This is a genomic window from Neisseria flava (assembly GCF_982712965.1).
Genome location: NZ_CEXQBZ010000038.1, coordinates 1 through 11,873 on the forward strand (window position 1 = coordinate 1; position 11,873 = coordinate 11,873).

Sequence of the window (11,873 nt, forward strand, 5' to 3'; positions counted from 1 at the left end):
CCTCGCCTTGCCGTACTATCTGTACTGTCTGCGGCTTCGTCGCCTTGTCCTGATTTAAATTTAATCCACTATATTTCAAATTTAAATTCGTTAAATTTGAAATAACGGATTTATCCCGCTTTCTATAGTAAACATACTTAACTTTAAATCCGGCATGTCATCAAATGCCGTCATTCCCGCCTGCGCAGGAGTGACGACAGCCGGTAAGTTGCGTATTGTAAATAAAGTAATTTAGCTATAGTTTAGAATGTTGATAGGGCAGGGATACTTGCCGCAATTTTAAAAAAGGTCGTCTGAAACCCGAATCCGGATTTCAGACGACCTTTTTTCTACATCAATAAACGATGTTCAGCAGGCAATCAATAGAAGCCTTCACGCTCTTCGCGGGTGGAGATGTAGATGTTTTTCACCTGCGTGTAGGCGGCGAGCATCATTTTGTGGGTCTCGCGACCGATGCCTGAAGTTTTGTAGCCGCCGAACGGTGCGCCTGCGGGCAGGCGGTTGTAGCAGTTCACCCAAACGCGGCCGGTTTCCAGTGCATTGGAAACGCGCAGGCAGCGGTTGATGTCTTTGCTCCACACTGCGCCGCCCAAGCCGTATTCGCTGTCGTTCGCCATTTTGATGACTTCTTCTTCGGTTTTGAATTTAATCACGGTAGCAACCGGGCCGAAGATTTCTTCTTGGGCGACGCGGGCGCTGTTGCTGCCGGCTTCGATCAAGGTCGGCTCGACAAATTCGCCTTTGCCCAATTCGCCTTCGATTTTTTTACCGCCGGTGATGATGCGGCAGCCTTCCTGTTCGCCGATTTTGACGTATTTCAAAATGGTTTCAAGCTGACCGGCGTTGACTTGCGAACCCATTTGGGTATCGTCTTCCCAAGGCAGGCCGACTTTGATTTTTTTGAACTCTTCAGCCAAGGCGTTGACGAATTTGTCGTAAATGCCTTCTTGTACGAAGATGCGCGAACCGGCGCAGCACACTTGGCCTTGGTTGAACAAAATACCTTTTTGCGCGCCTTCGAGGGCTTTGTCAAAAGGCATGTCGTCAAAGAAGATGTTGGCGGATTTGCCGCCCAGCTCCAAGGTAGCGGGAATCAGCATTTCGGCAGCGGCGATGCCGATGTGGCGGCCGATTTCGGTCGAACCGGTAAAGGCGAGTTTGTTGAAGCCCTTGTGGCGCAGCATGTATTCGCCGGATTTAGAACCGCGTCCGGTAATGATGTTCAACACGCCTTTAGGCAGCAAGTGGTTGATTTTTTGAGCAAACGACAACAGGCTCAGCGAAGTGCTGGAAGACGGGTGGATAACGATGGTACAGCCTGCGGCGAGTGCGGGGGCGATTTTCCAAGCCGCCATCAGGAAGGGGAAGTTCCACGGAATGATCTGACCGACTACGCCGATGGGTTCGCGCAGGACAATAGACAGGTCTTCGGAGTCAAGCTGGGTGGCGGTGCCTTCTTCGCCGCGGATGACGCTGGCGAAATAACGGAAATGGTCGGAAGCCAGCGGGATGTCGGCGGCGCGGGTTTCGCGGATAGGTTTACCGTTGTCCAGCGTTTCCTGCAAGGCGAACAATTCCAAGTTTTCGTCAATCACATCGGCGATTTTGTTGAGTATGGCGGCGCGTTCGGTGGTGGTAGTCTTGCGCCATGTTTTGAATGCTTCTTGCGCGGCGGCAACCGCAGCATCGACATCGGCATCGGATGCATCGGTAAATTTAGCTAACAATTCTCCGTTGGCGGGATTGTAGGAATCCAAAAGCGCGCCGGGTTTGGTCCACACGCCGTTAATCAAGAGGCCGTACTCTTTATCAAACACATTTAAATCTTTTGCCATGATGCTGTCTCCTTAGTTGTCTTTCTTAGGTTTTGGACGTTCCTCAAACGTCGTCTGAAAATAGAATAGTATTTTTTCTCTTTCAGTTCAAGCATTAAAAGTGATAACGTTCTCAAAATTCCAAATATGTAATTTTCTAAAATAGGAAATCCAATCCGATAAGGCTTGACCCCGCATGGAAATGAAGCGGGTTTGTTAATGTAATTAAAGTTTTCAGACGACCTTTTTTACATGATATGTGTAAGAATTTTTCAGCGTCTTGGTGGGCATATTTTCAGGCAGGCAAAATGTTATGGTATAACATTTTATTTCTTATTTTTCAAAAAGATAGGGTGTTGACACAGCGAAATGAAGGGGAGTATTCTCATTTACAGGAGGGGTTACCTCCTACCCGACCTTTTACGGATTTCTGACGAATGCCAAGGAGAACACCATGAAGATGCAAGCAGTTGTTGTGAATCAAAATGTAGCAGGCGATGTAGAAGTTGTAGAACGCGAAGTGCGCCCGTTGGAATACGGCGAGGCGTTGGTTGAAGTCGAATATTGCGGCGTGTGCCATACCGACTTGCACGTTGCGGCAGGCGACTACGGCGAAAAACCGGGACGCGTGTTGGGACACGAAGGCATCGGTATCGTCAAAGAAGTCGCTCCGGGCGCGAACGCCCTGAAAGTCGGCGACCGCGTCAGCATCGCATGGTTGTTCCAAAGCTGCGGTTCGTGCGAATACTGTAATACCGGCCGCGAAACCTTGTGCCGTTCCGTATTGAACGCAGGCTACACCGCCGACGGCGGTATGGCGACCCACTGTATCGTTGATGCGGACTACGCCGTCAAAGTACCCGACGGCCTCGACCCTGCGCAAGCTTCCAGCATTACCTGCGCCGGCGTTACCACTTACAAAGGCGTGAAAGTTTCCGGCGTGCGTCCGGGACAATGGATTGCCGTTTACGGCGCGGGCGGTCTGGGCAACTTGGGTGTCCAATACGCGAAAAAAGTATTCGGCGCACACGTTGTCGCCATCGACATCAACGATGAAAAACTGGCATTCGCTAAAGAAAGTGGCGCAGATTTGGTCATCAACGCCGCCAAAGAAGACGCAGCCAAAGTGATTCAGGAAAAAACCGGCGGCGCACACGCAGCCGTTGTTACCGCCGTATCCGCCGCCGCGTTCAACTCCGCTGTGGACTGCGTCCGTGCAGGCGGCCGCGTCGTTGCCATCGGTCTGCCGCCCGAATCTATGGACCTGTCCATCCCTCGTCTGGTCTTGGACGGCATCGAAGTGGTTGGCTCACTGGTCGGTACGCGCAAAGACTTGGAAGAAGCCTTCCAATTCGGTGCGGAAGGCTTGGTCGTACCGAAAGTCCAACTGCGCGCCTTGGACGAAGCTCCGGCAATCTTCCAAGAAATGCGCGAAGGCAAAATCACCGGCCGCATGGTTATCGACATGAAAAAAGAATGCGGCTGCGGTCATCATTAATTTGATGTAGGCAGTTGACTAAAAAGGTCGTCTGAAACCTTGTTTTGGGTTTCAGACGACCTTTAATTTATCGGCATGAAAATAAAAAACTTGCGCCGTCATTCACGCACCGACAGGTATGATCGCAGTTAACCCAACGAATGGCCAAATCTCTAAATCTTCGCAAGTATTCTCATAAAAAGGTCGTCTGAAAAACCTGAAATCCGTTTTTCAGACGACCTTTTGTTCCACCTTACAAGCGCGTGACGCTCAAGACGCCTTTGACGTCGCCGAGGCTGGCGAGGACGCGCGGGAGGTCGTTGACTTGTTTGACTTCGAGCGTGAACCTCATGCTGGCTTCCAAGTCGCGGGACTGGGTTTGCACGGCGGTAACGTTGAGTTTGTGGCGGGCGAGCGTGTCGGATACGTCGCGTAAAAGCCCTGAGCGGTCTTGGGCGCGGATTTCAACATCGACGGCGAACACTTGTCCTTCCTGTAATGCCGCCCAGCTTGCGTCCAACACTTTTTCGGGCGCTTGTTCGGCGAGGTGTTGGAAAGAGGGGCAGGTTTTGCGGTGCACTGAAATGCCGCGTTCGCGGGTAACGAAGCCGACAATATCGTCGGGTGGCGCGGGTTTGCAGCATTTGGCAAGCGTGGTCATCAAACCGTCTTCGCCGTCGATGAGAACGCCGGTTTTGCCGCCTTTTTTGATTTTGGACTGTTTGACGATGGTGGTTTCGCTGACAGGTACGGGCGGCGGTTCATTCAGCGTGCCGCAGGCTTTCTGGATGGCGCGGTTGGAAATTTCGCCTTGTCCGACGGCGGTATAGAGGTCGTCGAGTTTTTTGTAGCCGAGGTTTTCGGCAAGCTCTTGCAGGTTGGGCTTGGGCGTGAGTTTGGCAAGCTGTTTGTCGAGTTGGACGCGGCCTTCTTCGCGCACGGTGTCGGCGTTTTGCTGACGGATGTAGGCGCGGATTTTGCCGATTGCCTTGCTGGATTTGACCCAGCCTTCATACAGCCAGTTGACGGAAGGATGCCCTTCTTTGGCGGTAATGATTTCGACGCGCTGTCCGTTTTCAAGCGGGGTGGACAGCGGCACAATTTGCCCTTCGACTTTCGCGCCGCGGCAACGGTCGCCGATGCTGCTGTGCAGGGCGTAGGCGAAGTCGATGGGTGTCGCGCCCGTGGGCAGGGAAAGGACTTTGCCGTGCGGGGTCAGGACGTAAATCGTGTCGTTGAAAAGCTCGGTTTTGAAGGCGGCGGCGAGGTCTTCCTTGCCGCTTTCCGCCATATTTTCGCGCCAGTCCAAGAGTTGGCGCAACCAGGCGATTTTTTGTTCGTAGGCGGAATCGCCCTTGCCGCCCTCTTTGTAACGCCAGTGCGCGGCGACACCGAATTCGTTGAATTGGTGCATATCGAAGGTGCGGATTTGCACTTCCACGCCTTTGTCTTCGGGGCCGACGATAACGGTGTGCAAACTTTTATAGCCGTTGCCTTTGGGGTTGGCGATGTAGTCGTCGAACTCGCCCGGGATGGGTTGCCAGAGGCTGTGGACGATACCCAGCGTGGTGTAACACTCGGGGACGGTATCGACCAGAATCCGCACGGCGCGGATGTCAAAGAGGCCGTCGAAGCTGAGTTTTTTCTTCACCATTTTTTTGTAAATGGAGTAGATGTGTTTCGGGCGACCGGCTACTTCGAAGTGAACGTTGTATTTTTTGAGCTCCGCGCGCAGGATGTTGAGGAAGTTTTCGATGTATTCGAGGCGTTCGGTGCGTTTTTCGTCCAAAAGCAGCGCGATTTCGCGGTATTTTTCGGGTTCTTGATGGCGGAAGCCAAGGTCTTCGAGCTGCCATTTAAGTTGCCACACGCCCAAACGGTTGGCGAGCGGAGCGAAGATGTCGAGGGTTTCTTTGGCGACGGCGCGTTTTTCGGGGCTGTCGGGAACCTCGCTGAGAAACTGCATGGTGCGGGTGCGCATGGCGAGCTTGATCAACACGACGCGGATGTCAGTTACCATCGCCAGCAGCATTTTACGCATGGTTTCGGCTTGCTGGGCGCGCTCTTCGGGCGTAGCGAGGCTGTCCACACGGGCGAAGTGGGTGAGCTTCTGCACTTCGTCCACACCTTTGACCAGCTCGGCGACAGTACTGTTGCAGCGTTCGGAAACCAATAGATTCCAGTCGGGGACGTAGCGTCCGATGTCGGCAAGCAGGGTCGCGGCGACGGCATCGGGGAGCAGGTCGAGTTCATTGACCATCTGCGCCGCGCCGAGAAAATGGTCGAGCAGCGGCTCACCATACGGCGTGACGGCATCGGCAGGATAATGCGTCTCGGCCAGCGACAAGGCCGTCTGAAGCAGCTTTTGCGCAGGTTCGGGCAAACCGGCGGTGTGCGCGTCAAACCACGCGCGGGATTCTTGCAGCGGTGCGGCGGGGATTTCCGGTGTTTGTCGTGTGTTGCTCATGGCGTGCCGTTTCTCCGTTTGTTTTGTTTCGACATAGCGGCTGTATTGTAGCAGCTTGCCCGTATTTTGCGGCAAAGCATGTTTCAGACGGCCTGGGCTACCCAACTTGCAATAACATATAAACATCAAAATATAGTGGATTAAATTTAAACCAGTACGGCGTTGCCTCGCCTTGCCGTACTATCTGTACTGTCTGCGGCTTCGTCGCCTTGTCCTGATTTAAATTTAATCCACTATAAAACAAACAATTAGCGTGTAAATGTGCTTGCAGTGAAAAAATATTGGGAATAATATCAATGCAAGTAATAATTTTTATCAAGAAGGAGATGAGTATGAAATTTTTAGCTGCTTTGCTGTGGCCGGCCATGTTGCTGCCCATTTTGTCTCATGCCGATAGCGGCATTCAGACGGTCTCTGTTTCTCAAGCATATGCGGATGACGCAACGGGCTGCGAGCAGCTTTATCCTGTAAATAGCTTCGAGAGTTTGTTCAGGCAGATGGCAGGCACGCTGCGCAGCGCCTGTTTGCTTGATATGCCGCCTGAAGATTTAGCGAAAAAGTGGCAGATTCCCGTGTACCGGCGCTATGTGCGGCTTTCCGGCCGTTTGCGGCCTGACGGAGAAAAACAGGCGGTACTCAGATGGAAAGACAAGGCAGAGCGGCAGAAATGGCTCAAACACAGGCGGCGTAAGCTAAAACGGCCGACCGACGGCTTTACGGTAGTGCATCAGACCAACTACGACGGCAGCACTTTTTTAGAAATCGAAGCAACGCCTGATTATTTAAAGCATTACCGTTCGCTGTTTCCTGACAACCGTTATCCCGAGGATTTGCCCCTGCCAAGAATTGCTTTGCATCCAATGTTTAGGCCTATACTTTGTTCTGATTCTGCTGTAAGTTTTGAAAAATCATTAGAGGCTATTGACAACAACGGTCATATTAAGGATTTTCATGCAAGATTGTCTATTAAAGATAGTGTATCTCTATACTTTATGCATGATAACCAAGAAAATATGAGATGTAGCAAGGAAATATCTTATATTCAATATGAAAAAAATTATTTTATCACCAATTAAAATTAAAAATTTACTCTAACAATTAATAGGAGAATTATTATGGCAACAGTTCAAAATGCACAAATCCGGCAGCATTTTATTCGCATGGGCATGCCTAAAAAGGAGATTGATAGCATCATGCGGGATAATGTTATTATGCAAAAGACTCATATTTTTATCAATAAATGGGGGCTATCAAGTATTCGTGTCGATCATCATGTTCCAGCCACTTATACAACGAGAAAATTAAAAGGAGACATTGAATACCGTGAGATGGTATTTGGAAAAGATTATCTTACGGCTTCTGATTATGCCCATGAAATCGAGCATGGTATTTCTGATACTCTTTATAGACTAGATCTTGCTGATGAGAGAAATCCAACAAAAAACCTTACTGCAAATGAGTATGCCCGCCGTCTTTTGTATGAAGAAGGAAAAGCCGAATACAACCGTTTTCAGTTTGATTTGCGGAACAATCCCAAAGAAACCAAATACGGATCGGATACGGCAGCAATCAAGGCGATGAACCAGCAACAGGCTGTTGATTATTTTGCCCATAAAATGAAAACCCAAAACCCCAGCGGCCAGCCCAGCCATACTTATTGGACATGGGCGAAATCTATATTCCTTGAGGAAACCAATCCAAACCTGCTAAACGGTAAAACTCCGGCCGAAAAGCAAAAAATTCTGCAATCAGGAATGGATGAAGCAGCGCCTGACCATCCCAACAGACTGTTTGGCGTAGGTGACGAGCGGGTTCGCTTTCAGAAAACCGATCCAAATATGCCGCTTAGTCTGATGCCGATGATGGCGCGTGGAAATCCTACGCTGATGGTGGTATTTGTACCTGCCAACAGCCGTTTGGCAGACGGTACGGTAACGACGGCTGCAAGAACAGCGTTATATTATTCTTCAGGCGGAAAGCAGGGGGCGATTGAATTCGGTATCGGCAGCGCGGGCAAGAGTGTCAGCTTCAACGATAATTTAGTAAATTACTCAAAAAGTGCGTATGCGGCACTGATTACTTCAGCCAGTAGGCTTCATTCCAATGCAGTGAACCGCTTGGCTACTTTGGTCGAACAGCAAAAATCTGAACAGGCATCAGGAAAAGGCAAAGAAATTCATAATGAAAACGAAGCTTTGAAAGCTTTGCAGGATTTACTGAACAAAGCCAATATTTCACTTGATTTGCAGGGCGGAGTGGATAATCTTCAGCAGAATTTTGACCAAATTGCCAAAAATTACCATACTCCTCTTGCTATCGAGCTGTATGGAGAAGAGTTGCTCACGACTTCGGTGGAGGATGGAGTGAGTTTTGATATGGATGGCGACGGGATGGCCGAACAGACGGCTTGGCTCAAAAAAGGCAGCGGTTTTTTGGTTTGGGATAAAAATGGAGACGGCATGGTAAACGACGGAACGGAGATGTTTGGTGAGGCAACAGTTATGTCTGACGGCAAGCGCGCAGAAAACGGCGTAGAAGCTTTGAAAGATTTGGACAGCGACAATAATAATATCATTAATCAATATGATGAATTGTGGGGCGAGCTAAGAATCTGGCATGACGAAAACGGTAACGGGAAAACGGAGGAAGGAGAGCTTTCTCTATTGTCCGACTGGGATATCCAGTCGATCTCTTTGGATTTTGCAGAAATCAATCTGAAAGATGAAGCCGATAATAAAATATTATTTGAATCAGAAGTGGTTTTGGAAAACGGGGAAAGGCGCAAGGTTGCCGATATTGATTTCCAAAACGACAAAGGAATTTACAATGAGTTGGCAGGTGAAATTTCAGCAGAGACAGCCGCTGATGTCGTGTATCCGACGGAAATTTCAACATCGGTTATACTGCCCAGAGAAAATACTGCATATATCCCGGCCGTATAAACACGTTATCAGATATGGCTTCCAAAGATATTTGGCAGGATAATCCTTTTGCGTGAGGCATTCAGACGGCCTTTGCCCAATCAAACCCATTTTCGGAGGATTTTTAATGAAACTGTATTACTACGACCATTGCCCGTTTTGCGTGCGTGCGCGGATGGCGGCGGGGCTGTTTGGCGCGGACGTTGAAGAAGTCGTGCTGGCAAACGACGACGAGGCAACGCCGATCGGCATGATCGGCGCGAAACAAGTGCCCATCCTGCAAAAAGAAGACGGTTCGTTTATGGGCGAGAGTTTGGACGTTGTCCGCTATCTTGACCGCGAGGGTCGTCTGAAAGATGAAACCCGCCCCGAAATCCAGGCATGGTTGGACAAAGTGGGCGAATACAACCTGAAACTCGTCCATCCGCGCGTGGTGAAAATCGGTTTGCCCGAATTTGAAACGCCGGAAGCGGTGAAATATTTCACGGACAAAAAAGAGAAAAATATCGGCAGCTTCGCCACCAATTTGGACAAAACCGGTCAGTATGTGCAACAGCTGAACGAGGATTTGGCAGAACTGGAAACGCTGATGACCGAAGGCGGCACGGGCTTGAACGGCGAAGCCGGTATGGAAGACGTGTTGGTGTTCCCAATATTGCGCAACCTGACCGTTGTGCGCGGCGTCGAGTGGCCGCAAAAGATTATGGATTACCTGATGCGGATGAGCGAAGCATCGGGCGTGCCGCTGTATTTTGACTGCGCCTTGTAATAACCGAATCCGCCGGATAAAACAAACGGAAAGGTCGTCTGAAAACAGTTTTCAGACGACCTTTCCGTTTGCGCCCGCCCTACCTTCCGGGAGTGAATGGAATCAGGCGGAACAAGCATGGCGAGAAATTGTTGATGTATGACCCCGAACAGATCGGGTGATACATCAATAATTCCTAGCTGTGCTTATTGTGCGGCAGGTGCAGAAGCAGCAGCTGCGGCTGCGCCTTCAGCGGCGCTGCGTTGGTAGCCTTTGTCTTTCATACATGCATCGAACACGGCGCGGTCTTGGTTGGCACCGGAAGCTTGTTGACATTGAACGATTGCCTCTTCAACGCTTACGCTAGGGGTTTTAGCTTCTTCAGTAGTTTTGCTGCTAGAGCAGGCACCCAGCATCAGGCTTGCAGCGGCAACGGCGATCAATAAAGTTTTCATGTCGTATATTCCTATTGTGATTGATGGTTTACAGCGCAAATTTGCGTCTGTCCCAAAACAGAGTCCCATTAGTACGATTTAGTTTCATTTACATATGAAAGTTTTCGATAAGTTTGAACTATGACAGTAAATGCCGTCAGAAAATGATAAGCGGTTTCAAAAATTTAAGAAACATAAACACCGACGCCACCGCAATGTAAAAAATTCCCTTATCGACTCGGCAACGCAGCCGAACAACCATACCCCGCCCGCCTGCCGTTGGGCGGCGCAAGGGTTTTATGGCATAATCCCGCTTACCTTTCCATACCGCAGAAGCCACATTCATTTTCTGCGGCTTGCCGTACACCGGCCGCACACTTTGCCAGCGGCATCCTATAAAACACATCATCAAAACATTCTCCCGTTTCAGACGACCCCTCGCGGCATGCCGCATCCCGTCTGGACAGAAAGATACCGCCATGAATCCATTCGCCTCACTCGGGCTGGGCAGCGAACTCGTTTCCGCGCTGACCGAACAAGGTTACGAAAACCCGACGCCCATCCAAGCCGCCGCCATCCCCAAAGCACTCGCCGGTCATGATTTACTCGCCGCCGCCCAAACCGGCACAGGCAAAACCGCCGCCTTTATGCTGCCCAGTCTGGAACGCCTCAAACGCTACGCCACCGCCAGTACCTCGCCCGCGATGCACCCCGTGCGTATGCTCGTATTGACCCCGACGCGCGAACTCGCCGACCAAATCGACCAAAACGTGCAGGGCTATATCAAAAATCTGCCGCTGCGCCACACCGTCCTCTTCGGCGGCGTCAACATGGACAAACAAACCGCCGACCTGCGCGCCGGCTGCGAAATCGTCGTCGCCACCGTCGGCAGGCTGCTTGACCACGTCAAACAAAAAAACATCAACCTCAACAAAGTCGAAATCGTCGTTCTCGACGAAGCCGACCGTATGTTGGATATGGGCTTCATCGACGACATCCGCAAAATCATGCAGATGCTGCCCAAACAACGCCAAACCCTGCTCTTTTCCGCAACGTTTGCCCCGCCCATCCGCAAACTCGCCAAAGACTTCATGAACGCGCCCGAAATCGTCGAAGTTGCCGCGCAAAACACCACCAGCGCCAATGTCGAGCAACACATCATCGCCGTTGACGCGCTTAAAAAACGCAACCTCCTAGAGCGGCTGATTGTCGATTTGCAGATGAACCAAGTCATCGTGTTCTGCAAAACCAAACAAAGCGTCGACCAAGTTACCCGCGACCTCGTGCGCCGAAACCTCGCCGCCCAATCCATCCACGGCGACAAATCCCAGCAAAGCCGCCTCGAAACCCTCAACGCCTTCAAAGAAGGCAGCCTGCGCGTCCTCGTCGCCACCGACGTCGCCGCACGCGGACTGGACATCGCCGAGCTGCCCTTTGTCATCAACTACGAATTGCCAACCCAGCCCGAAGACTACGTCCACCGCATCGGACGCACCGGTAGGGCAGGCGCGGACGGCGTTGCCATTTCCCTGATGGACAAAACCGAACAAAAAATGTTTGAAGCCATCAAAGAGCTGACCGGTAACGACTTGGCAGTCGAACGCATCGAAGGCTTCGAGCCGAACTGGTGGGGAACCGACGCCGACGGCGATGCCGCCACTGACACCCAACCCACCCCAACCCGCAGCCGCGGCAGCGACAGAAACCGTTCCGAACGGAACAACCGCAGCGAACGCAATGAACGTAACGAGCGTAACGACCGCGGCGACAAACCCCAAAAAGCCGACAAAACCGATCCTGGCGCCGCCTGCGGCACCATCGCCGGACGCAGCCGCCGCAGCCGTAGAGAACGCCAACCCTGCGCCCTGCTGCAACCCAATTACGGCACGAAATAAATTCGCTTCTCCACAAAGCCTAAAAGGTCGTCTGAAAAAGTGAACTGGTCCCCAAATCTTGGACACTCATAAAAGCCTTTTCAGGCGCTCTGTGCAAGCTGGGTTCTGTATGCGACA

The 11,873-nt window shown here is 51.1% G+C and carries 8 protein-coding genes and 1 pseudogene; 5 read left to right on the forward strand and 4 right to left on the reverse strand.

What is annotated here, in order from left to right:
• Nucleotides 1-359: 359 nt before the first annotated feature.
• Nucleotides 360-1,835: an aldehyde dehydrogenase family protein gene (locus AC5M9B_RS02720; RefSeq protein ID WP_070654871.1), complete on the reverse strand. Its 1,476-nt coding sequence runs from the start codon at nucleotides 1,833-1,835 to the stop codon at nucleotides 360-362.
• A gap of 433 nt (nucleotides 1,836-2,268) precedes the next feature.
• Between AC5M9B_RS02720 and adhP the strand changes: the two genes are divergently transcribed.
• Nucleotides 2,269-3,312, forward strand: a complete 1,044-nt coding sequence (gene adhP / locus AC5M9B_RS02725) for an alcohol dehydrogenase AdhP (RefSeq protein ID WP_083294196.1) — start codon at nucleotides 2,269-2,271, stop codon at nucleotides 3,310-3,312.
• Nucleotides 3,313-3,544: 232 nt separating this feature from the next.
• Here the strand turns inward: adhP and AC5M9B_RS02730 are convergent, their stop codons facing one another.
• Together AC5M9B_RS02730 and AC5M9B_RS02735 are read right to left on the reverse strand one after the other, a co-directional pair.
• Nucleotides 3,545-5,758: a RelA/SpoT family protein gene (locus AC5M9B_RS02730; protein ID WP_070540543.1), complete on the reverse strand. Its 2,214-nt coding sequence runs from the start codon at nucleotides 5,756-5,758 to the stop codon at nucleotides 3,545-3,547.
• Nucleotides 5,759-5,888: 130 nt separating this feature from the next.
• A pseudogene (locus AC5M9B_RS02735) lies at nucleotides 5,889-5,996 on the reverse strand (IS5/IS1182 family transposase); the annotation flags it as partial.
• Nucleotides 5,997-6,090: 94 nt separating this feature from the next.
• Between AC5M9B_RS02735 and AC5M9B_RS02740 the strand changes: the two are divergent.
• From AC5M9B_RS02740 to AC5M9B_RS02750, 3 genes are all read left to right on the forward strand, one after another.
• Nucleotides 6,091-6,834, forward strand: a complete 744-nt coding sequence (locus tag AC5M9B_RS02740) for a hypothetical protein (RefSeq protein WP_244969492.1) — start codon at nucleotides 6,091-6,093, stop codon at nucleotides 6,832-6,834.
• 39 nt (nucleotides 6,835-6,873) lie between these two features.
• Entirely contained in the window at nucleotides 6,874-8,700 is a 1,827-nt protein-coding gene (locus AC5M9B_RS02745) for an SPM autocatalytic domain-containing protein (RefSeq protein WP_487648216.1), read from the forward strand.
• Nucleotides 8,701-8,806: 106 nt separating this feature from the next.
• Nucleotides 8,807-9,448 carry a GrxB family glutaredoxin gene (locus AC5M9B_RS02750; RefSeq protein WP_070654877.1) on the forward strand — a complete coding sequence of 214 codons (642 nt, stop codon included), beginning with the start codon at nucleotides 8,807-8,809 and terminating at the stop codon, nucleotides 9,446-9,448.
• 185 nt (nucleotides 9,449-9,633) lie between these two features.
• Here AC5M9B_RS02750 and AC5M9B_RS02755 read toward each other — a convergent pair whose 3' ends face one another.
• On the reverse strand, nucleotides 9,634-9,882 hold the full coding sequence (locus tag AC5M9B_RS02755) for a hypothetical protein (RefSeq protein WP_070654879.1): 249 nt from the start codon (nucleotides 9,880-9,882) through the stop codon (nucleotides 9,634-9,636).
• Nucleotides 9,883-10,340: 458 nt separating this feature from the next.
• On the opposite strand from AC5M9B_RS02755, the gene AC5M9B_RS02760 reads away from it, so the two are divergent.
• Nucleotides 10,341-11,756: a DEAD/DEAH box helicase gene (locus AC5M9B_RS02760; RefSeq protein ID WP_487648217.1), complete on the forward strand. Its 1,416-nt coding sequence runs from the start codon at nucleotides 10,341-10,343 to the stop codon at nucleotides 11,754-11,756.
• Nucleotides 11,757-11,873: the final 117 nt, after the last annotated feature.